This window comes from Agreia sp. Leaf283, from assembly GCF_001422485.1.
In the GTDB taxonomy this organism is placed as follows: Bacteria; Actinomycetota; Actinomycetes; order Actinomycetales; family Microbacteriaceae; genus Agreia.
This window is the reverse complement of sequence record NZ_LMNF01000002.1, coordinates 943,410-963,585: the sequence shown is the minus strand read 5'-3', so window position 1 is coordinate 963,585 and position 20,176 is coordinate 943,410. Positions and strand designations below refer to the sequence as shown.

The following is a 20,176-nucleotide window of genomic DNA, read 5'->3' as shown; positions in this document are numbered from 1 at the left end:
AGAATCGCGAATCCGGGGCCGTATCTCGGGACAGGCATCGGAGCACGGGATGACGATCCAGAGCGCGGGTGGGAGTCGTGCCCGTATGACGACCCCTCAGCGGGCGGCTTCGAGAATGGCGAGTTCGTCGGCAGGGGTGAGACCTGCCCGGCGCTCTCGAAGCACACCACGCGAGGTCTCGTCTGCGAGTACCCGGGCAAAGGTGTGCTCGAGGTCGGTGAGGATGCCGCCTGCAGCGAGAAATGCAGACCCGGATCGCTGCATGAAGGCGGTATCGGTCTCCGGGAGCCACAGGGGCAGCGAGCGTGGCCCGGCCCAGTAGTCGACGCCGCGAGCGCGCAGGAATTCATCCTCCGCTGGGACGAGTTCTCCCTTGTATCCTGTCGCTTCAACGGCCGCGGAAAAGAAGTCCTGCATGCGGTGAACGTCTCCGACGGCGTTGATCGCGCCGGTGACACCCTCGCGGCCCGCTCGTTCTATCCATGCCGCGAGGTCGGCAATGTCTATACCTTGAACGAAACGACGATCGGGGGTCGGCACGAGTGCGGGCCCTGGTCGCGACAGACGTGCAAGCCAGTATCCGAACCTGTCACTCGGGTCGCCCGGACCGACGATCAGCCCCGGGCGGGCGATCAAGAGACGATCTCCGAGCGCTCGGGCACTGCTCGTCTCCGCAGCGACCTTCGCATCCGCATAGTGGGAGAGGTCGTGCGGTTCCACCAACTGGGCGGATTCATCAGCGCCCGGTTCGTCGTTTCTCATGTACACGGACACCGACGACACCAGTGTCCAGTGGGCGGCGTGCTCGGCGAGCGCGTCCAATGCGGGTTCCACGAGAGATGGCTCAGAGGCCAGCTCGACGACGTCGTCCCACTCGGTCTTCACCTCGTCGTACGCACCCGTGGATGTGCGATCCGCGCGGATGTGGTGTGCCCCATCGGCAATGTCTCCTGATTGCCCACGAGCAAGACAGAAGACCTCTGAACCACGGTCAACTGCCCTTCGGGAGATCTCGCGGCCCAACCATCCTGTTCCGCCCAGCACCAGCACTCGTCGCATACGACCAGCCAATCAGACCTGTTCGAGCTCGAGGTGACCCTTCGCTCGGAGCGCAACTTGGATCACTGCATCGACCGCCGGTCGGTGGATGCCCGTCGGGTGCGTCATACGTGACCGCTGAGCACGGCGAGCACGTCGTCGAAGCGGCCCTCGGCCTCGGCGAATCTCAGGAACCGCACGCGGTCTACGAGAATCTCCTCGGCATCCGGATTCGCGTCGAGGATCGACATGGTCTCGTCGAGGAACTCCTCGACGGGCATGCCGTCGGGGTCGTCCTGCTGGCCGAGCAAGGTCGTGGCCACCTTCGGCGGCGCGAGCTCGAGAACCTGGATGCTCGTGTCGGCCAGCTGCACGCGCAGGCTCTGCGAGAACGAATGGATGGCGGCCTTGGTCGCGCTGTAGGTGGGCGTGGCCGGCAGCGGCACGAAGGCGAGGCCGGACGAGACGGTCATGATCGTGGCCGACGGGCGGCTCGACAGGTGAGGCACGAGCGCCGCGATGAGCCGGATCGGGCCGAGCAGGTTCGTGGCGATGGTGCGCTCGGCGGTCTCGAGGAAGTCGGGGGAGTGCAGGTCTTCGAACTCCATGATTCCGGCCATCAGGATCACGGTGTCGAGTTCGGGGTGCTCGGCGATCACCTGCTGTGTGGCGCGCTCGATGGAGGAGGGATCTGCGGTGTCGATCTGCACGGCGTCGATTCCCGGGTGCTCGGCGACGATGCGGTCGAGCAGCTCCGTGCGGCGCCCGCCCACGATCACGTGATTGCCGGCGGCCTGAAAGCGCAGGGCCAGGCCGAGTCCGAGTCCCGACGTGGCGCCGGGGATGAAGATGGTGTTTCCGGTGATGTTCATGGCTCGACTCAACACCCATCGCGCACGGCGCAGAAGGGAGCGCTTGTCCATGGATTCGCAGTCCCTTGTTGCCGCGGCCGCACACCGCCACGATGGACACATGGACAGACCCGCTCTCGCAGACTTCCTCCGGCGCCGTCGTGAGGCGCTGAAGCCGCGCGACGTCGGGCTGCTCGACGGATCGCGGCGGCGAACCCCCGGTCTGAAGCGCGAGGAGGTCGCCCTGCTCGTGGGCATGTCCACCGACTACTACTCGCGGCTCGAGCAGCAGCGCGGACCGCAGCCGTCGGAGCAGATGGTGGCCGCGATCGCCCGCGGGCTGCGGCTGACCCCCGATGAGCGCGACCACCTGTTCCGGCTGACCGGTCACAACGCGCCGCGTCGGGCGCTCGCGACGCACCACGTGGCGCCCGCCCTCATGCGCGTTCTCGACCGGCTCGACGACACCCCCGCCCTGGTGCTCTCCGACCTGGGGGAGACGCTCGCGCAGAACGCGATGGCGACCGCGCTGCTCGGAGACGAGACGCGATTCACCGGCCTGGCCGCGAGCGCCGTGTACCGCTGGTTCACCGACCCCGGGGCGCGCAGCCGGTATCCCGAGCGCGACCACGATCACCAGAGCCGCATCCAGGTCGCCGCCCTGCGCGCGTCGGTGTCGGCATCGGGAGAGTCCGAGAAGGGCCGGGCGATCGTCTCCGAGCTGCTGGCGACGAGCGAGGAGTTCGCTGCGATCTGGGAACTGCATGAGGTGCGCAATCGCTTCGACGATCACAAGACGCTCGTGCACCCGGAGATCGGCGAGATCGACGTCGACTGCCAGGCGCTCTTCACCGAGAACCTGTCGCAGACGCTGCTCGTGCTCACGGCGTCGCCAGGAACCGAGGCGGCAGAGAAGCTCGCCCTGCTGCAGGTCGTGGGTCACCAGACGTTCGCCTGAGCCGTGGCGCCGGCGCTGCACACAGGTTTCGCAGGATGCCGTGAAAGTCTCTTCTCATGGCCCTGCACAACGGCCACCGGACGAGGGCGCAGTACCCGGAACGCGACAAGACTGACCACCACTAAGGAGTGGAACAGTCATGTCATGGATCATCCTCGTCATCTCCGGAATCCTCGAGGCCGTGTGGGCGACCGCCCTCGGCAGGTCGGAGGGCTTCACCCGGCTCTGGCCGAGTGTCGTGTTCGTCGGCGCGCTCGCCGCGAGCATGGTCGGACTCGCCTTCGCGATGCGCGACATCCCCGTCGGCACCGCGTACGCCGTGTGGGTGGGCATCGGAGCCGCCCTCACCGTGGGCTACGCGATGTTCTTCGGGGGAGAAGGAGTCTCGCTTGTGAAGCTGCTCCTCGTGATCGGGATCGTGGCCTGCGTCGTGGGCCTCAAGGTGCTGCACTGACTGGTTTCACGACTCGACGACGGAGGCAAGAGCAACACGAAGCAGTTCTTTGGCGCGCGCGTGGCGACTCCGCGCAGTCGACGCGGGAATACCGAGGTGCGCGGCGGTCTGTTCGAGCGTGAAGCCGTCCCAGTGAACGAGCCGGATGAGCTCCGCCAGATCGACCGGCAAGGCGGCGATCGCGTTCCGCACGTCGAGGTCGTCGTCACTGACCTCTCCCGTGGCCTGGGCGATGGCGTACCCGAGAGTCGACACCAGGGCGTCTCGGCGAACACGCCCGCGCATGTGGTGGCGGAGAGTGTTTCGAGCAACGCCGAACACCCACATTCGTGCTGCTTCGCGTTCTCCAGGCATCCGGCGCGACACCCGCCACACCTCCGCGAGTGTCTCGCCGACGAGGTCCGCGGCATCGTCCGGGTCGGATGTGCGCCGAAGGAAGTAGCCCAGGAGGGCGGGTGCAACGTCTTCGAGAACCGTCTCGACGTGCGGGCGCCTCATGGGGCGACGGGTGTAGCGGGGTCAGTGGTGCACTGAGTCTCGGCGGTTGCTGCAAGTGTGTCCGCAAGATCTGGATATGCGCGCGTCATTTCATCGCTCAGACTCGTGAAGATTGTGGTCTGCAGACCGTCCTGCAGTATTCGCGCGTTCCCCCAGTCCTCCCAGAGCGCCCCCGTGTGGTGAATATCGAAGTCCGAGAGCTTCGCGCCTTGAACGAGATCGCCGATGTCATTCCCGCGACCCACTGCCACGAGACCGCCAGCAACTCTTTCGACGTCTGGTTCAAGAGAATCCACGTTCAGACCGTCGAGGTACTGGCGCGCTGCATCGCGCTTCTCGCCGCTCAGAGTGCTCGCCGCGAAATGCGTTTCGCACGAGCCGAGGAAGTTACCGTGAACATCGCTCCAGTCCCGCGAGATCACCAGGTCGGGTTCGGGAACGTATGTCCACGGGCCCCACTGCGACGCTGCCGCAGCTCCTGCCCCCAGGAGCGCGAACGCAACCCCGATGGAAATAGCCGGAATCGTTCTGCGGCGTCGAGGCGCCCGTGCCGCGGCCGCGCGGTCTGCCACGACGGAGCGAAGAGCGTCAGAGACACGGGGATCATCGACAGGAACTCTGCCCGCAGAGTTCAGCTTCGATTCGAATAGATCGACCATGACGCCTCCTAGATATGCCGTTACCAGGTACATGCCCGCCCGGCCGCGAAACGTCCACGGTCAGGACACATCTCTCCGTCGACCTCAGAGGCCGGTCGTCACCCACACGGCGACGACCGACAGCGCCGCGATGAAGACCCAGGAGCCGAGGCCGACGATCAGTGCCTTCCAGCCCGTGCGCGCCAGCTCGGCGAACCGGATGCCCGTGCCGAGCGCGAACAGGGCGGTGGCGAGAAGGGCCGTCTGCAAAACATCGGCCATCTCGAGCAGCCCCTCGGGCAGCGGAACGAGCGTGCGCATGAGCACGGCCGCCAGAAATCCGAGCACGAACAGGGGCACGATCGGCGGGCGCTTGGTCGGTCGCTCGTCTGCTGCATGAACAGCGCGGCGCCGCTCGACCGCCCCCACGATCGCCACCATCGGAGCGAGCGTGAGAACGCGGGTGAGCTTCACGACGACGGCGGCAGACAGGGCGACCGGGCCCGCGATCTGGGCCGTCGCGACGACCTGGCCCACGTCGTGCACGCTGAGTCCGACCCAGGTGCCGAACTCCGAGGCGTCGAAGCCGAGCGGGATGCGGGCGAGGGGGAGCAGCACGATCGCGAGTGTTCCGCAGAGGGTCACCAGCGCGATCGGAGTCGCGCTCTCCGAGTCTTTCGCCCGGGTCACTGCGCTCATGGCACCGACGGCGGATGCGCCGCAGATCGAGAATCCCGCGGCGATGAGCAGCGGCTGACGGCCGGGCAGGCCGACCATGCGGCCGAGAAGCAGCGTGACGCCGAAGGTGAGCACGACGACCAGAACGATCGCGACGATGGTGACCACGCCGAGCCCGGCGATGTCGACGAGGCTGAGTTTGAGGCCCAGCAGCACGATTCCGATGCGCAGCAGGCGCCGCGCCGAGAGGGAGAGGCCCGGCTTGAGCGGGCCGTCGAGCAGCGACCGCAGCGCGGGGATCTGAGCGACGATCATGCCGAGCGCGACCGCCGCCGTCAGCAGCGGAACGGCGGGAACCGCGAGGTGAATGAGAAAGGCGGCGAGCGCGGCGACGCCGGCCACAGCCATGCCGGGCAGCCAGGCGGGCGTGGCTCGCCCTAGCGCCACGAGGGCAGCCAGTAGTGCAGCGAGAGGAACCATCCGGGAACGGACTGCGCAGTCCAGACCGGGTAGAAGAAGGCACTGACCGCGGCGCAGATGAAGAGGAACGCGATGACCGCACGCACGCCGCCCACACGCATCCATCGCGGGTCGGTGCGTTTGCCCAACGCGAGTCCGATCACGAAGACCAGCCCGAGGATCAGATAGGGCTCGAAAGCGATCGTGTAGAACTGGTAGATCGTGCGGTTGATGTACAGAAGCCACGGCAGGTAGCCCGCGGCCATGCCCATGAGGACGAAGCCGACGACCCACTCGCGCTTGCGGATGAGACGGTAGACGAGGTAGAGCAGTGCCGCCGTGCCGGCCCACCAGATGATGGGGTTGGCGATCGACGTGATGTTCTCGTAGCAGGTGTCGGCGCCGCAGCCGCCCTGGCCGTTCTCGATCGTGCGGATGTACATCTGGGTGGGGCGGATGAGGAACAGCCACGTGAGCGGGTTCGCCTGGTAGGGATGCGGCGTGTGCTCGTTGACGTGGTAGTTGTAGACCGCCGCCTCGAGGTGCCAGAAGTTCTGCGCCCAGTTGGGCACCCAGGCGAGCGGGCCCGTCCAGTACTCACCAGATGACTGCACCCACTGGCGGTACATTCCGCCCGAGGTGAGGAACCAGCCCGACCAGGTGGACAGGTAGACGACGATCGCGATCGGCACCGTGAGCAGGAACGTGACCGGACCCTGCTTGAGGATCGCACCCGCCGCCCACAGGGGAAGACCCGTGCGACGCCGTGCAAGGGCGTCGACGACCACGAGATACACGGCGAAGGCCGCGAGAAAGTACAGCCCAGACCATTTGACGCTCGACGCCAGGCCGAACAGGATGCCCGCGGCCAGCACCCACGGGCGCCACCACAGGGCAGGGCCCCACTGGGGTACTCGGCCGCGCTTCTCCGACGCCATGATCTTCATGTCGAGGCGGCGGTTGTGCCATTCCCTGTCCATAAGAACCGCGCCCACTCCGGCGAGGGCGATGAGCGCGAAGATGCCGTCGAGGAGGGCCACCCGGCTCATCACGATGGCGTGCCCGTCGATGGCCATCAGGAATCCGGCGACCGTGGCGAGGAAGGTGGAGCGGAACAGCTTCTTGGCCACGAGCGTGGTCAGCAGCACCAGAAGGATTCCGCAGACCGCGACCGAGATTCGCCAGCCCACGCTCGAGTCGGCGCCGAAGACGGCGAGCCCGAGAGCGATAACCCATTTGCCGAGGGGCGGATGGACGGCGAACGACCCCTGTTGGAGGAAGCCGTCGGTGTCTCCCGCGTTGAACGCCTCATCGGCATCGGCGGGCCACGTGGACTCGTAGCCGTTGCGCAGGGTCGTGTAGGCGTCTTTGACGTAGAACGTCTCGTCGAACACCAGCGAGTGCGGATGCCCGAGGTTCACCAGTCGCAGGACGGCCGCCAGCAGGGTGACGGCGATCGGCCCGCCCCAGGCCCAGAGGCGCTGCCTCTGAGGAGTCGAGAGCATGCGCCCCCACCAGTCGTCGAGTCGCGAACCGGTCGGCTCGGGCGCAACGGCACGGGGGTCGATGTCGTCGAGCCCGGCTGAGACGAGGCGCTCATCGACGTCGCTCGGGAGTCGGGGATCGGTCACCCGCCAATCGTAGGTGCCGCCGGTGACACGGGCCAATCGCGAACGCCCCGTGCCCGGCCGATCCGCATGCGCCAGTCGGTACGCTGAGGCCATGATCATCCTCGCGGGCACGCCCATCGGCAATCTGAAGGATGCGTCGGTGCGGCTCGTCGAGACGCTCGAGGCCTGCGAACTCATCGCCGCCGAAGACACGCGCGTCGCCATCAAGCTGCTGCGCGCGCTGAACCTCGAGAACCGTCCCCGGCTGGTGGCGCTGCACGATCACAACGAGAGGGAGAAGGCGGCGGAGCTCGTCGAGTTCGCGCGCACAGCCGACCTCGTCGTGATGAGCGACGCCGGCATGCCGACCGTGTCGGACCCCGGATTCCACCTCGTTGCCGCAGCCGTCGCCGCGGGCGTCGAGGTCACCGCGATCCCCGGCCCGTCGGCGGTGCTCATGGCGCTCGCGGTCTCGGGCCTGCCCACCGACCGCTTCACCTTCGAGGGCTTTCTTTCCCGCAAGCAGGGCGAGCGGCTGCAGGTTCTGAAGGGCCTGTCGAGGGAGGCCCGCACGATGGTCTTCTTCGAGTCGCCCAACCGCATCGCCGCCTCGCTGGCCGACATCGTGAGTGCTCTCGGCGCCGATCGCCGCGTCGCCGTGGCGCGGGAGCTCACGAAACTGTACGAGCAGGTGAAGCGGGGCACGGCGTCCGAGCTGCTCGAGTGGGCCGAGGCCGGCGTGAAGGGCGAGATCGTGATCGTGGTGGCCGGGGCGCAGCCGCTCGAGGTCGACCTGCCCACGGGAGTGGCGCAGGTGCTGGAGCTCGTGGCCGACGGCACGAGGCTGAAGGATGCATCGGCAGCCATCGCCGAGGCGACGGGGCTGTCGCGGCGCGACCTGTACGAGGCGGCGCTCGAGCAGCGCACCGGGCGCACACCGGCGAACGAGCAGGCGCAGCTGCCGCTTCTGTAGCCCGTAACACGGAAGGCGCGGGCGAAGCGCGCCTTTATGATGGGGAGCATGTCCGACGGCTCCTCGTTTTATATCACCACGCCTATCTTCTATGTGAATGACGTGCCCCACATCGGGCACGCCTATACAGAGGTGGCCGCCGACGTTCTCGCGCGCTGGCACCGCCAGGCGGGTGACGACACCTGGTTCCTCACCGGAACCGACGAGCACGGCCAGAAGATCCTGCGCACGGCCACCGCCAACGGCGTCACGCCCAAGGAGTGGGCCGACCGTCTCGTCGAGACTGCGTGGCAGCCTCTGCTCAAGACCATCGACATCTCGAACGACGACTTCATCCGCACCACCGATGAGCGTCACGAGGTCAACGTGCAGCTCTTCCTGCAGCGCCTCTTCGACGCCGGGTACATCTACACCGGCGAGTACGAGGGCTACTACTGCGTGGGCTGCGAGGAGTACAAGGCCGACAGCGACCTCGTCGACGGCACGGGCGAGTACGAGGGCCAGAAGGTCTGCGCGATCCACTCGAAGCCCGTGGAGCTGCTGAAGGAGCGCAACTACTTCTTCAAGATGAGCGAGTTCAGCCAGCGGCTGCTCGACCTCTACGAGGAGAACCCGAACTTCATCCAGCCCGAGAGTGTGCGCAACGAGATCGTGTCGTTCGTGCGCCGCGGCCTCACCGACCTCTCGATCTCGCGCCAGACGTTCGACTGGGGCATCAAGGTGCCGTGGGATCCATCGCACGTGGTCTACGTGTGGTTCGACGCCCTGCTCAACTACATCACCGCCGCGGGATACGGCCACGACGACGAGGCGTTCGCCCGCCGCTGGCCCGCAACGCACATCGTCGGAAAAGACATCGCCCGCTTCCACGCCGTGATCTGGCCCGCCATGCTGATGGCCGCCGGGCTCGAGGTTCCGAAGCAGGTCTTCGGCCACGGCTGGCTGCTGGTCGGCGGCGAGAAGATGTCGAAGTCGAAGCTCACGGGCATCGCCCCGAACCAGATCACCGACACGTTCGGCTCCGACGCCTTCCGCTACTACTTCCTGCGCGCCATCAACTTCGGCCAGGACGGCTCGTTCAGCTGGGAGGACCTGTCGGCGCGCTACCAGGCCGAGCTCGCCAACGGCTTCGGCAACCTCGCCTCCCGCGTGATCGCCATGGTCACCCGCTACTTCGACGGCGTGATTCCCGACGCCGGGGTTCTGGATGCGCCGGATCAGGCGATCCGCGACACCGAGGTGCGGGTGACGGCCGCCGCCGACGAGGCCATCTCGCGACTCGCCATCCACGAGGCCATCGCCTCGATCTGGCAGCTTGTCGACGAGCTCAACGGCTACATCACCCTGCAGGAACCGTGGGCGCTGTCGAAGGACCCGGCGAACCGCGAACGACTCGGAACCGTGCTGAACACGGCGGTGCGCGGAATCGGCACGCTCGCCGTGCTGCTCTCGCCCGTGATTCCCGAGGCCTCGGCGAAGCTGTGGACCGCGTTGAACGGTGCGGGCGAGGTCTCCGACCAGCCCATCCGCTCGGCGTTCGAGTGGGGAGGGGGCACGACGGTCTCCGCTCTCCAGCCGCTGTTCCCGCGCATCGAGTCGAGCGAGTCCGACGGGTCGGGCACGTAGTCGTGCCTACCGACCACAGCTATCCTCCGCTGCCCGAGCCGCTCGTGGTGGGCGTGTACGACAATCACACGCACCTGGACCCGCCCCCTTCGACAGGCTCAGGGAACGGGGAGCGGGAGGTGCTCGACTACCTCGAGCAGCTCGACCGTGCGTCGAGCGTCGGGGTGCGCGGGGTGGTGCAGGTCGGCGGCGACGTCGAGTCGAGCATCTGGTCGGCCGAGCAGGCTGCACGCGAGCCGCGCATGCTGGCGGCCGTCGCCATCCACCCGAACGAGGCGCCGCGCTACGACGCGGCGGGCGAGCTCGACGACGCGCTCGCCGTGATCGCCGAGCTGGCGACGCGCCCGCGGGTTCGGGCCATCGGCGAGACCGGGCTCGACTTCTTCCGAACGGGCGAAGAGGGGCGGGCTGCGCAGTTCCGCTCCTTCGAGGCGCACATCGAGATCGCGAAGCAGAACGGTCTCGCCCTGCAGATCCACGATCGCGACGCGCACGACGACGTGATCGAGACGCTGCTGCGCGTGGGCGCGCCCGAGCGCACCGTCTTCCACTGCTACTCCGGCGACGGAGCGATGGCCCGCATCTGCGCAGACAACGGCTGGTACATGTCGTTCGCCGGAACGGTCACGTTCAAGAACGCCGAGAAGCTGCGCGACGCGCTCGAGGTCGCTCCCCGCCAGCTGCTGCTCGTCGAGACGGATGCGCCGTTCCTCACCCCGACACCGCTGCGCGGACGACCGAACGCCCCCTACCTGCTGCCGCACACCCTGCGCTTCATGGCATCTCATCTCGGCACCGACGTGTCGATGCTCGCAGCCCAGATCACCTCGAACACAGAGCTGGTCTATGGCACGTGGGATTCCGAGCCGGTGATCGCCGAATGACCGCTCCGCTCCCTGAGCCTGTCGAAGGGCCCGTCGAAGCGAAGCTTCTCGGCCCCGCCGAGATCCGCGACCTCGCCGAACTGCTCGACCTGACGCCCACCAAGAAGCTCGGGCAGAACTTCGTGATCGACGGCAACACGGTGCGGCGCATCGTGCGCGTCGCCGGAGTGCAGCCGGGGGAGACCGTCGTCGAGGTCGGGCCGGGCCTCGGGTCGCTGACCCTCGGCATCCTCGAGACCGGCGCCAGCGTCGTGGCCGTCGAGATCGACAAGCGTCTCGCCGCGCAGCTTCCCGACACCGTTCGCGCCCTGCAGCCCGACGCCCGCCTGACGGTCGTGCGTGACGATGCCATGAGCATCCAGAGCCTGCCGGATGCGCCGGTTCGCCTGGTCGCGAACCTTCCGTACAACGTCTCGGTTCCCGTGCTGCTGCACTTCCTCGAGCACTTCCCGTCGATCCAGTCCGGCGTGGTGATGGTGCAGGCCGAGGTCGGGCACCGGCTCGCCGCCGTTCCCGGGTCGAAGATCTACGGCAGCCCGAGCGTGAAGGCAGCCTGGTACGGCGACTGGAAGACGAGCGGCAATGTGAGCAGGCAGGTGTTCTGGCCCGTTCCCAACGTCGACTCGGTGCTGGTGTCGTTCCAGCGGCACGAGACTCTGCCCGACACCGAGGAGGTGCGCGTGCGCACCTTCGAGGTCGTCGATGCCGCCTTCCAGCAGCGCCGCAAGATGCTGCGCCAGTCGCTCATCCCGGTGTTCGGAGACACGCAGCAGGCCCAGGCGGTGCTCGAGCGGGCCGGAGTGGAACCCACGATGCGTGGAGAAGCACTGACGATGGAGGATTTCCACCGCATCGGTCGCGCCTCGGCCGACGCCTGACACCCGTTACCGTCTGTGACGAGGGGGTGAATCGACCCCCTCGACCCTTGCTAGCGTTGGATCGCACCCCCTCCCGACAGCAACCCTGGAGACACCCATGTCCACTCTCACTCGGCGCATCGGCGCCGTCGCCCTCACGGCCGCGCTCGTCGCGGGCGTCTCCGCCTGTTCGTCGTCGGATTCCGGCTCGTCCGACGATGCGTCGCTCGACAAGTCGATCATCCTCATCACGCCGACCGCTGTCGGCTCGAACAACTTCTTGAAGCTCGCCGTCGAGGGTGCAGAGGCCGCCGGCAAGGCGAACGGCGCCAAGGTCGACATCTACGAGAGCAAGGACCCGGCGTCGATCCAGCAGAACATCGACGAGGCCGTGCGTGCCGCGCCCGACGTGATCATCGGCGTCTCGTTCAGCGTGCTCGACCAGGTCACGGCCGCGGCTGCCGACAACCCCGACCAGCAGTTCCTGCTGATCGACACCTCGGCCGAGGAGCCCACCGACAACCTCACCGCCGCCGTGTTCAAGGAGTACGAGTCGAACTACCTGATCGGCGTCGAGGCCGGCCTGCTCACGCAGACGAACAGCATCGGTGCGATCGGCGCTCTCGACACCCCGTTCATCCACCGCTGGATCGACCCCTTCTTCGCGGGGGCCAAGAGCGTGAACCCCGAGGTCAAGACGACCCAGCAGTACGTGGGCGGCGACAACCCCTTCGGTGACCAGGCCCGTGCCAAGGCGCAGGCCCAGATCATCGCCGACTCGGGTGCCGACTACGTGAACGCGGCGGCCTCCGCCGGAAACCTCGGCGTGTTCGAGGCCGCGGCCGCTGGCAGCTTCAAGGCCTTCGGTGTCGACTCCAACCAGTGCCTCGAATCGCCCGGAAACGTCGTGGACAACTCGATCAAGCGCGTCGACGTCGCGGTCGAGAACGCGGTGAAGGACATCTTCGCGGGCAACGGCGGCGGCTTCAAGTCGTACGGCCTCGCCGAGGGCGGGGTAGGCGTCACGGGCCTCGAAGACGACGTCGCGTCGTCGAAGTGCCTCATCGCCGAGCACCCCGATGTGATCGAGAAGGTCGCGGAAGTCCGCGACCAGATCATCTCGGGTGAGATCACCGTCGAGGATCCCCTCACCGCCGGATGAGCACCGCCGCAGTAGAGCTGAGAGCGATCAGCAAGAGGTTCGATGCCGTCGTGGCGAACGACGGCATCGACCTCGTGCTGGCCCGGGGAACCGTTCACGCCGTGATGGGCGAGAACGGTGCGGGAAAGTCGACCCTGATGTCGATCCTGTTCGGTCTCGTGCGCCCGGATTCGGGCGAGATCGTGGTCGACGGAGAGACGCGCTCCTTCCAGAGTCCGCTCGATGCCATCGCTGCCGGACTCGGCATGGTGCACCAGCACTTCCGGCTCTTCGATTCGATGACCGTGGCCGAGAACGTGGTCTTCGGCGCCGAGCCCACTCGGGGCGGCCGCATCGATCGCGCCGCAGCAGCCGAGCGCGTGCGCAGCCTCGCCGACCGCTACGGGCTCGACACCGACCCGCAGGCCAGGGTCGGAGACCTGTCGGCCGGAGCGCGGCAACGCGTCGAGATCCTCAAGGCCCTGCACCGCGACGCCCGCATCCTCATCCTCGACGAGCCGACCGCCGTGCTCACCCCCTCCGAGGTCACCTCGCTGTTCACGGTGATCCGGCGGGCTGCCGAAGACGGCACCACGGTGGTGCTCGTCACCCACAAGATCCAGGAAGTGCTCGACGTGTCGACCGAGGTCACCGTGCTGCGCGACGGGCGGGTCTCCGGACGATTCGTCACCGCCGACACGACGTCGGCCGAGCTCGTGCGCGCCATGACCGGCCGCGAAGTCGAGATCGTCGCCAACCCCGGAACGGGAACGCTCGGCGACGCGGTGCTCGAGGTCGAGGGCGTGTCAGTTACGGATGCCCGGGTCGAGAGGGTCTCGAACGTCTCGCTGTCGGTTCGCCGCGGCGAGATCGTCGGCATCGCCGGCGTCTCGGGTAACGGCCAGCACGACCTCGTGGCCGCCATCCTCGGAACGGCCCCCGTCTCGGCCGGGCGCATCCGGCTCGGCGACCACGACGTGACGGGCGCCACCGTCGCCGCCCGTCGAGCCGCCGGCCTCGCGGTGATTCCCGAAGACAGGCGCGGCGAGGGCAGCGCGGTCACCATGTCGATCACAGAGAACCTCTCGCTCGGCCACCACAGGCAGCCGCCGATCGGCCGGCCGAAAGGCTTCGGCAGGGGCTGGATGTCTCTGGTCGCCGCCCGCACACGCGCGAGCGAGCAGATCTCGTCGTACGACATCCGCACCTCGGGCGAGAAGCAGCCGGTCGGATCGCTCTCCGGCGGCAACGCGCAGAAGGTCGTCATCGCCCGGGAGCTGTCGTTCGACGCCCCGCTGCTGATAGCCGAGCAGCCCACCCAGGGCGTCGACGTGGGGGCCATCGAGGCCATCCACGGGCGCCTGCTCGACTATCGGGCCTCGGGCCGGGGCATCCTGCTCGTCTCGCACGAGATCTCGGAGCTGCTGGCCCTGGCAGACCGGGTGCTCGTGATGTTCGCCGGCGAGATCGTGGCCGAGTTCGACCGGTCGCAGGCGAGCGCCGAGCGCATCGGTGCGGCCATGGCCGGAGCCGCCGCGGCGGCCGGGGAAGAGTGGACAGCATGATCGCGAGACTCACCCGTCATCCCGCCGTCGTTCCCATTGGGGCCGTCGTGCTGGCGATCCTCATCGGCGCGGTCGTGATTCTGCTGGCCGGGCTCAACCCGATCGACGCCTACGCGGCCGTGCTGCAGGGCTCGCTCGACGTGCGCAACCTCGACTACACGTTCTCGGTCTGGGGCTTCATCTGCGGCATGGGACTCGTCGCCGCGATCCCGTTGCGCATGGGCGAGTTCAACCTGGGCGGTAACGGGCAGCTCGTGCTCGGAGGCATCACCGCCTACGTCGTGGCCAGCCAGCTCGGTCTGCCCGGAATCGTCGCGGTGCCCTTCGCCTTGATCGCGGCGATGCTCGTGAGCGGCGGCTTCGCGGCCGTTTCGGCGCCGCTCGCCACGCGCTTCGGAATCCCGATCATCATCTCGACCCTGCTGCTGTCGCCGGTGGCCGTGGCCGTGGCCTCGTACCTCGTGCGCTTCCCCCTGGCCGAGAAGGGGTCGGGCAACGCCCAGACACCCGTGCTGCCGGAGGACGCGCACATCTGGAGCCTCGGCGACCTGCGCTACACCACGGTCGGGCTGCTGCTCATCATCGCCGTCATGGTGATCTTCTATGTCGTCGACTCGCGCTCGGCCGTGGGCTTCGAGCTGCGCGTCACGGGAGCGAACCGCCGCTTCGGCGAATACGCGGGCCTCAAACCCGGGCGACTCGCGCTCGGCGCGATGGGGTCGGCGGGTGCCGTGGCCGGGCTGGTCGGTGCGATCATCGTGCTCTCATCGCCCTACCGCTTCATCGACGGGGCGCTCATCTCGCCCGGGTACACCTTCGCCGGTCTCGCTGCGGCGCTGCTCGCCGGGGGCCGACCTGCCCTCGTTCCCGTCACCGCCATCCTGTTCACCATCCTGCAGGTCGGGGGAGCGAGCATGGAGCGCACGGCCGAGGTTCCCCGCCAGCTCTCCGACGTGCTGCAGGGCGTGGTCATCGTGATCCTCGCGCTTCGCGTGGTTCTCGATCGTCGGCGGGCCGGCGCCGGAAAGGACAGCTGATGAGCATCTTCGAGTGGAGCTTCGTCGCGGCCGTGCTCACCAGCGCGACGCCCATCCTCTTCGCCGCGCTGGCCGGCGCCCTGTGCGCGCAGGCCGGCGTGTTCAACATCGCCCTCGAGGGGCAGATGCTGTGGGGCGCGTTCGCCGCCGTCGCGGGCAGCTACTACACCGGAAACGCCTGGGCCGGGGTGCTCGTCGCTGTTCTCTCGACCGCTATCTACTCCGTGATCCTCGCGGTGGGGGCTGCGCGGTGGAAGGCCGACCCCATCATCATCGCGATCGGCACGAACCTGCTCTCGCTCGGACTCACCGGCTTTCTGCTGCGCGTTCTCTTCGACACCTCCGGATCGTTCGCGCCGCAGGGCCTCAACGGCATCGGCACCATGCCCTTCCTGAAGGGCATCCCCGTGATCGGCGACGTGTTCGCCGGGCAGTCCGTGCTGGTGCCGCTGGCGTTCGTGCTCATCGTGGCGGCGGGCCTGTGGCTGCGGCTCACGCCCGGCGGGCTGCGCCTGCGCGGCGTGGGCGAGCATCCGGATGCCGCGGCCACGCTGGGCATCGGCGTCGCCCGGTACCAGACGTGGGTCACCATCCTCGGCGGTGGACTCTGCGGCCTGGCCGGAGCCCAGCTGTCGCTCGGCAACGTGACCCTGTTCACCGAGAACATGACCGCCGGGCGCGGATGGATCGCGGTCGCCGCGGTCATCCTCGTCGCCAACAAGGCCTTCTGGCTGCCCGTCGCCTGCCTCGGCTTCGGCGCGGCCGAGGCCCTCGGCTTCCGGCTGCAGGGCATCGGCGCCCCGCAGCAGCTCACCGATGCCGCGCCCTACGCCATCACCCTCGTCGTTCTCGTGATCATGCGCGTCGTGGTGACGCGCCGACGCACGCACGCCCTCACCCCCAAGGAGACCCTCGTATGACCGCAGCAGAGCCGAGCGACGTGCGCCACATCATCGTCGACACCGACACCGGAATCGACGACGCCCTCGCGCTGCTCTACCTGGCGGGCCGCGATGACGCCGAGATCTCGGCGATCACGAGCGTCTACGGCAACACCCCGGTCGAAGACGCGGTCGCGAACATCGCCCGTGTGCTGAAGATCGCCGGACTCGAAGACACGCTCGTCGCGCGGGGAGCCGCGGGACCGATCAATGGCGAGCCGCGCATCGCCGGCCACGTGCACGGAGGCGACGGCCTCGGCGACCTGTACAGCGAGAAGCTGGCGCCGAAGAATCTGTCCCCCCTGTCGTCGGCCGAGTTGCTGGTCGAGCTCGCGCGCTCGCGCCCCGGCTACTACGATCTGCTGCCGATCGGTCCGCTCACGAACGTCGGGCTCGCGCTCGAGATCGAGCCGGAGCTGCTGACCCTGTTCCGCTCGACGGTCATCATGGGCGGCTCGGGGCCGTTCCCCCCGCTCGGCACCGTGCAGATGGTGGATGCCAACATCCACAACGACGCCGAGGCCGCCGCGCGCGTGTTCGCCGCGCCGCGCACGAACCTCGTGATGGTGGGCGTGAACGTGACCGCCGGCACCATCGTCGACGAGGTCGCCGTGCAGGCTCTGCACCGCGCGGGCACGGAGTGGGGCACCTTCTCGGCCGAGATCCTCGAGGCCTACATGGACTTCTACCAGTTCTCGTGGGGACGCCGGGTCTCACCGGCCCACGACGGACTGGCCGCGGCGCTGCTCGTGCAGCCCGAATGGATCACGTCGTCGCTGAGCGGCCCGGTCAATATCACCACCGACGGCTTCGCGACGCGCGCCCACCTGCTGCGAACGCATGAGGGTCTTCCCGTGAGCTGGCCGGTGACGCCCGCCCCCGACACGCAGGTCGTTCTCGACGTCGACCGACAGGCGTTCCTCGCCGACTTCGTGTCTGTGCTGGCCGGCCTCGGCCGGGCGTAGCCGGTCGCTCGGAGTGCGGCGGTCGGACCTCGCCTCCGGTTGCATATAGGTTGTTTCCATGGTCACTCAGAGGGCGCTGTCCACAGTGCACGTTCGGGCGCCGGGCAAGATCAACGTCTTCCTCAAGGTCGGGGCGGTCATGGATGACGGCTACCACGACGTCGCCACGGCTTACCAGGCCGTCTCGCTGTACGAGAACGTGCGGGCGAGCATCGCCGATGACTTCTCCGTGACCTTCGGCGGCAGCATCGACTGCTCGGGCCTCGAGGTCGACGGCACCAACCTGGCGATCCGGGCCGCGCGCATGCTGGCGCGCAAGGCGGGCTACCGGGGAGGCGTGCACCTCGAGATCGAGAAGAACGTTCCGATCGCCGGAGGCATGGGCGGAGGTTCCGCCGACGCGGCGGCCACGCTCGTCGCCTGCGACACGCTGTGGGGCACCGACCTCGGACGCGACGAGCTGCTCACCCTGGCATCCCGTCTCGGCGCCGATGTGCCATTCGCCCTCACCGGGGGAACCGCGATCGGCACCGGCCGCGGAGACCAGTTGAGCCCCGCGCTGGCCAAGGGATCGTTTCACTGGGTGCTCGTGCTCGCCGACTTCGGATCGAGCACTCCCGAGGTCTATCGCGAACTCGACAGGCACCGCGACCGCCACGCGCAGGACATCTTTCCGGCGCAGACGCAGCCCACCGTCGACACCGCCGTGCTGCAGGCGCTGCGCTCGGGAGACGCCCTCGTGCTGGCCGACGCCCTCTACAACGACCTGCAGGCCCCGGCGCTGCATCTCAACCCCGCGCTCACGGGCATCCTCGAGCTCGGCGAGGCGAACGGCGCCCTCGCCGGCCTGGTCTCGGGTTCCGGGCCGACGGTCGCGTTCCTCGCCGAGAACCTCGACGCCGCGCTCGAGCTGCAGATAGCCCTGAGCGCGGCCCGGCACCGGGTCGTGCGCGTCACCGGTCCCGTGCACGGCGCCCGAGTCGTCGGCGACTGATGAGCGACACCGCCGGCATCGTCGTCTCAGGCGTACGGCGTTCGTTCGGCGACGTGCACGCCGTCAAGAACGTGACCTTCGAAGCGCGACCGGGTGCGGTGACGGCCCTCGTCGGTCCGAACGGGTCGGGCAAGACCACACTGCTGTTGATGCTCGCAACGCTCATCGAGCCGGACGCGGGCCGCATCCGCATCGCGGGGCACGACCCCGTGACAGATCCGGTATCGGTGCGGGCTCTGATCGGATGGATGCCCGACGTTCTCGGGTCCTGGGCGTCACTCACCGTGCGCACCACACTGCAGATCACGGCGCGGCTGTATGGCATGGGCGCCACGCGCGCGGCAGCCCGCGCAGACGAACTCGTGCGGCTCATCGGACTCGACGACCTTGCCGACCGGCCGACCCGAGTGCTCTCCCGAGGCCAGAAGCAGCGCCTGAGTCTGGCCCGCGCACTGGTGCATGATCCGTCGGTGCTGCTGCTCGACGAGCCTGCGTCGGGACTCGATCCGACCGCCCGGGTCGAGCTGCGCGTTCTCGTGCGGCGTCTCGCCCAGGAAGGTCGCACGGTACTGGTCTCGAGCCATGTGCTGGCGGAACTGGACGAACTCGCCGATGCCGCGGTCTACATCGAAGGGGGCGCCTCGGTGAGCGCCGAGCGGGTGGCGAGCGCCGCGACCCGTGCGCGCCCCTGGAGGATCCGAGCCCTCGACCCCGGATCGATCGCCCCCGCCCTGGTCGCCTCAGGAGTCGCCGCGGAGTCCATCACCGCCGACGCCACGGGCATCCTCGTGCCGGTGACCGGTGAGGAGCACGCCGCCGTCGTTCTGGCAGGGCTGCTGCAGTCGGGTGTCGCCGTCACATCGTTCGCCCCTGCGACGGGCGACCTCGAGCACACCTTCCTCGACCTCCAAGCGAGACCGGCCGAGCCCGGCGACGGGATACGACTGTGAAGCTCTGGGCGGGGATCGGCGTGATCGTGGGCCTCGAGCTGCGCCAGCGCGTGCGCGGCGTGGCATGGTACGTGCTGCTGGGTGTCTTCGTCGTGCTCATCGGAATCGTCACGGTGCTCGTCGGATTGGCGACGACCAGCTTCGGCGGGGAGGACAGTGGCGGCTGGCTGTACTCGCTCATCATCTACTTCGTGTTGATGCTCGGCACCCTCATCGCCCCGGCGCTCAGCGGCAACGCCATCAACGGGGAACGCGAGGCGGGCACCCTGGCCACCATTCAGGTCACCCTCGTATCGGCGACCCAGATCGTGCTGGGCAAATTTCTCGCCGCCTGGATCGCAACCCTGGCATTCCTGGTGGCATCCTCGCCCTTCCTCGTCGTGGCCGCGGCACTCGGAGGCCTCTCGGTCGGTACCGTCCTCGTCTCGCTGCTGGTCCTCGCCGTCGAACTCGGAGTGATCGCCGCCATCGGCGTCGGGCTCTCGGCAATACTCGGCCGGCCCCTGTTCTCGATCGTCGTCAGCTACCTCGCCGTGGCCGCGTTGAGCCTCGGCACGTTGATCGCCTTCGGCCTGGGAGGGGTCGCCATCCAGTCGGAGGTGAAGGCCACCACAGTGCAGGCGGTCTACGAAGACGGCAGCGATTCCTACACCTGCGGTCCTCCGACGGTCTCCACCTACTCCGCGCCCCGATTCGACCTCTTCTGGCCCATCCTCTCGGCGAACCCCTACGTCGTGCTGGCCGATGCCACGCCGCCGCAGTTCAGCGAGTACGGCAGCCCGACCGATCTGTTCACCGGGGTCGCATCTCTCGTTCGCGCGGTTCAGGTGCCTCCCGACCTGAGCCCGGAGTTCGACTACTGCAACTCGGCGACGTTCGAACCGGGACCGAGCCAGGAGGAGACGTACGCGAAGACGGTGCCGTCGTGGTTCGTCGGCCTGCTGCTGCATCTTGTTCTGGCAGCCGGCGCGCTCAGCTGGGCGATCGCACGCACGAAGACGCCGGCTCGTAAACTCGCCGTCGGTCGCAGGGTCGCATAAAGGGCCAGTCGGGCGCGGC

At 68.2% G+C, this 20,176-nt stretch carries 20 protein-coding genes and 1 riboswitch; of the genes, 14 read left to right on the top strand and 6 right to left on the bottom strand.

The features are described from left to right. Positions 1–96: 96 nt before the first annotated feature. Positions 97–1,059, bottom strand: coding sequence for an NAD-dependent epimerase/dehydratase family protein (locus ASF51_RS13340; protein ID WP_055930460.1), 963 nt, complete (start codon positions 1,057–1,059; stop codon positions 97–99). 104 nt (positions 1,060–1,163) lie between these two features. Beyond that, positions 1,164–1,910 (bottom strand): SDR family oxidoreductase, encoded by a 747-nt coding sequence (locus ASF51_RS13335; RefSeq protein ID WP_055930457.1) that lies wholly within the window; start codon positions 1,908–1,910, stop codon positions 1,164–1,166. A 100-nt stretch (positions 1,911–2,010) separates the two neighbouring features. Here ASF51_RS13335 and ASF51_RS13330 point away from each other — a divergent pair, with 100 nt between their 5' ends. Continuing rightward, positions 2,011–2,847 (top strand): helix-turn-helix transcriptional regulator, encoded by an 837-nt coding sequence (locus tag ASF51_RS13330; RefSeq protein ID WP_055930454.1) that lies wholly within the window; start codon positions 2,011–2,013, stop codon positions 2,845–2,847. A 54-nt stretch (positions 2,848–2,901) separates the two neighbouring features. Beyond that, a riboswitch (guanidine-III (ykkC-III) riboswitch) is annotated at positions 2,902–2,967 on the top strand. A gap of 19 nt (positions 2,968–2,986) precedes the next feature. Further along, positions 2,987–3,301 carry a multidrug efflux SMR transporter gene (locus ASF51_RS13325; RefSeq protein ID WP_055930451.1) on the top strand — a complete coding sequence of 105 codons (315 nt, stop codon included), beginning with the start codon at positions 2,987–2,989 and terminating at the stop codon, positions 3,299–3,301. Positions 3,302–3,307: 6 nt separating this feature from the next. Here ASF51_RS13325 and ASF51_RS13320 read toward each other — a convergent pair whose 3' ends face one another. The 4 genes from ASF51_RS13320 to ASF51_RS13305 form a co-directional block, all read right to left on the bottom strand. Then, on the bottom strand, positions 3,308–3,799 hold the full coding sequence (locus ASF51_RS13320; RefSeq protein ID WP_055930448.1) for an RNA polymerase sigma factor: 492 nt from the start codon (positions 3,797–3,799) through the stop codon (positions 3,308–3,310). Further along, positions 3,796–4,458, bottom strand: coding sequence for a hypothetical protein (locus tag ASF51_RS19160; protein ID WP_157412141.1), 663 nt, complete (start codon positions 4,456–4,458; stop codon positions 3,796–3,798). The genes ASF51_RS13320 and ASF51_RS19160 overlap by 4 nt, the downstream gene beginning before the upstream one ends. 84 nt (positions 4,459–4,542) lie before the next feature. Further along, on the bottom strand, positions 4,543–5,523 hold the full coding sequence (locus ASF51_RS13310) for a YeiH family protein (protein WP_235497259.1): 981 nt from the start codon (positions 5,521–5,523) through the stop codon (positions 4,543–4,545). A gap of 29 nt (positions 5,524–5,552) precedes the next feature. Further along, the gene (locus ASF51_RS13305; RefSeq protein ID WP_235497237.1) at positions 5,553–7,205 is read right to left on the bottom strand and encodes a dolichyl-phosphate-mannose--protein mannosyltransferase; all 1,653 of its coding nucleotides are present in this window, start codon (positions 7,203–7,205) and stop codon (positions 5,553–5,555) included. Between the two features lie 91 nt (positions 7,206–7,296). Here ASF51_RS13305 and rsmI point away from each other — a divergent pair, with 91 nt between their 5' ends. From rsmI to ASF51_RS13245, 12 genes are all read left to right on the top strand, one after another. After that, positions 7,297–8,157: a 16S rRNA (cytidine(1402)-2'-O)-methyltransferase gene (gene rsmI, locus ASF51_RS13300; RefSeq protein ID WP_055930440.1), complete on the top strand. Its 861-nt coding sequence runs from the start codon at positions 7,297–7,299 to the stop codon at positions 8,155–8,157. Positions 8,158–8,205: 48 nt separating this feature from the next. Beyond that, complete coding sequence (gene metG, locus ASF51_RS13295; RefSeq protein WP_055930437.1) at positions 8,206–9,783, top strand: methionine--tRNA ligase; 1,578 nt, start codon at positions 8,206–8,208, stop codon at positions 9,781–9,783. 2 nt (positions 9,784–9,785) lie between these two features. Then, positions 9,786–10,667, top strand: a complete 882-nt coding sequence (locus ASF51_RS13290; protein WP_055930434.1) for a TatD family hydrolase — start codon at positions 9,786–9,788, stop codon at positions 10,665–10,667. Then, complete coding sequence (gene rsmA / locus ASF51_RS13285; protein WP_055930432.1) at positions 10,664–11,545, top strand: 16S rRNA (adenine(1518)-N(6)/adenine(1519)-N(6))-dimethyltransferase RsmA; 882 nt, start codon at positions 10,664–10,666, stop codon at positions 11,543–11,545. The genes ASF51_RS13290 and rsmA overlap by 4 nt, the downstream gene beginning before the upstream one ends. A 97-nt stretch (positions 11,546–11,642) precedes the next feature. Beyond that, positions 11,643–12,686 (top strand): BMP family ABC transporter substrate-binding protein, encoded by a 1,044-nt coding sequence (locus ASF51_RS13280; protein ID WP_055930429.1) that lies wholly within the window; start codon positions 11,643–11,645, stop codon positions 12,684–12,686. After that, on the top strand, positions 12,683–14,230 hold the full coding sequence (locus ASF51_RS13275) for an ABC transporter ATP-binding protein (protein WP_055930425.1): 1,548 nt from the start codon (positions 12,683–12,685) through the stop codon (positions 14,228–14,230). Before ASF51_RS13280 ends, ASF51_RS13275 begins: the two co-directional genes overlap by 4 nt. Beyond that, positions 14,227–15,267 (top strand): ABC transporter permease, encoded by a 1,041-nt coding sequence (locus tag ASF51_RS13270; RefSeq protein WP_055930422.1) that lies wholly within the window; start codon positions 14,227–14,229, stop codon positions 15,265–15,267. The genes ASF51_RS13275 and ASF51_RS13270 overlap by 4 nt, the downstream gene beginning before the upstream one ends. Next, positions 15,267–16,187, top strand: coding sequence for an ABC transporter permease (locus ASF51_RS13265; protein WP_055930419.1), 921 nt, complete (start codon positions 15,267–15,269; stop codon positions 16,185–16,187). Before ASF51_RS13270 ends, ASF51_RS13265 begins: the two co-directional genes overlap by 1 nt. Further along, complete coding sequence (locus ASF51_RS13260; RefSeq protein WP_055930416.1) at positions 16,184–17,173, top strand: nucleoside hydrolase; 990 nt, start codon at positions 16,184–16,186, stop codon at positions 17,171–17,173. The genes ASF51_RS13265 and ASF51_RS13260 overlap by 4 nt, the downstream gene beginning before the upstream one ends. Positions 17,174–17,231: 58 nt before the next feature. Further along, entirely contained in the window at positions 17,232–18,167 is a 936-nt protein-coding gene (locus ASF51_RS13255) for a 4-(cytidine 5'-diphospho)-2-C-methyl-D-erythritol kinase (RefSeq protein WP_055930414.1), read from the top strand. Beyond that, complete coding sequence (locus ASF51_RS13250) at positions 18,167–19,117, top strand: ABC transporter ATP-binding protein (protein ID WP_055930411.1); 951 nt, start codon at positions 18,167–18,169, stop codon at positions 19,115–19,117. Before ASF51_RS13255 ends, ASF51_RS13250 begins: the two co-directional genes overlap by 1 nt. Next, on the top strand, positions 19,114–20,157 hold the full coding sequence (locus ASF51_RS13245; RefSeq protein ID WP_055930409.1) for an ABC transporter permease: 1,044 nt from the start codon (positions 19,114–19,116) through the stop codon (positions 20,155–20,157). The genes ASF51_RS13250 and ASF51_RS13245 overlap by 4 nt, the downstream gene beginning before the upstream one ends. Positions 20,158–20,176 lie beyond the last annotated feature (19 nt).

What these genes read in the sequence shown, in the direction of transcription:
- ASF51_RS13340 (WP_055930460.1), bottom strand. Translation starts at nt 1,059, where the DNA reads ATGCGACGAGTGCTGGTGCTGGGCGGAACAGGATGGTTGGGCCGCGAG.
- ASF51_RS13335 (WP_055930457.1), bottom strand. Translation starts at nt 1,910, where the DNA reads ATGAACATCACCGGAAACACCATCTTCATCCCCGGCGCCACGTCGGGA.
- ASF51_RS13330 (WP_055930454.1), top strand. Translation starts at nt 2,011, where the DNA reads ATGGACAGACCCGCTCTCGCAGACTTCCTCCGGCGCCGTCGTGAGGCG.
- ASF51_RS13325 (WP_055930451.1), top strand. Translation starts at nt 2,987, where the DNA reads ATGTCATGGATCATCCTCGTCATCTCCGGAATCCTCGAGGCCGTGTGG.
- ASF51_RS13320 (WP_055930448.1), bottom strand. Translation starts at nt 3,799, where the DNA reads ATGAGGCGCCCGCACGTCGAGACGGTTCTCGAAGACGTTGCACCCGCC.
- ASF51_RS19160 (WP_157412141.1), bottom strand. Translation starts at nt 4,458, where the DNA reads ATGGTCGATCTATTCGAATCGAAGCTGAACTCTGCGGGCAGAGTTCCT.
- ASF51_RS13310 (WP_235497259.1), bottom strand. Translation starts at nt 5,523, where the DNA reads ATGGCTGTGGCCGGCGTCGCCGCGCTCGCCGCCTTTCTCATTCACCTC.
- rsmI (WP_055930440.1), top strand. Translation starts at nt 7,297, where the DNA reads ATGATCATCCTCGCGGGCACGCCCATCGGCAATCTGAAGGATGCGTCG.
- metG (WP_055930437.1), top strand. Translation starts at nt 8,206, where the DNA reads ATGTCCGACGGCTCCTCGTTTTATATCACCACGCCTATCTTCTATGTG.
- rsmA (WP_055930432.1), top strand. Translation starts at nt 10,664, where the DNA reads ATGACCGCTCCGCTCCCTGAGCCTGTCGAAGGGCCCGTCGAAGCGAAG.
- ASF51_RS13280 (WP_055930429.1), top strand. Translation starts at nt 11,643, where the DNA reads ATGTCCACTCTCACTCGGCGCATCGGCGCCGTCGCCCTCACGGCCGCG.
- ASF51_RS13275 (WP_055930425.1), top strand. Translation starts at nt 12,683, where the DNA reads ATGAGCACCGCCGCAGTAGAGCTGAGAGCGATCAGCAAGAGGTTCGAT.
- ASF51_RS13270 (WP_055930422.1), top strand. Translation starts at nt 14,227, where the DNA reads ATGATCGCGAGACTCACCCGTCATCCCGCCGTCGTTCCCATTGGGGCC.
- ASF51_RS13265 (WP_055930419.1), top strand. Translation starts at nt 15,267, where the DNA reads ATGAGCATCTTCGAGTGGAGCTTCGTCGCGGCCGTGCTCACCAGCGCG.
- ASF51_RS13260 (WP_055930416.1), top strand. Translation starts at nt 16,184, where the DNA reads ATGACCGCAGCAGAGCCGAGCGACGTGCGCCACATCATCGTCGACACC.
- ASF51_RS13255 (WP_055930414.1), top strand. Translation starts at nt 17,232, where the DNA reads ATGGTCACTCAGAGGGCGCTGTCCACAGTGCACGTTCGGGCGCCGGGC.
- ASF51_RS13250 (WP_055930411.1), top strand. Translation starts at nt 18,167, where the DNA reads ATGAGCGACACCGCCGGCATCGTCGTCTCAGGCGTACGGCGTTCGTTC.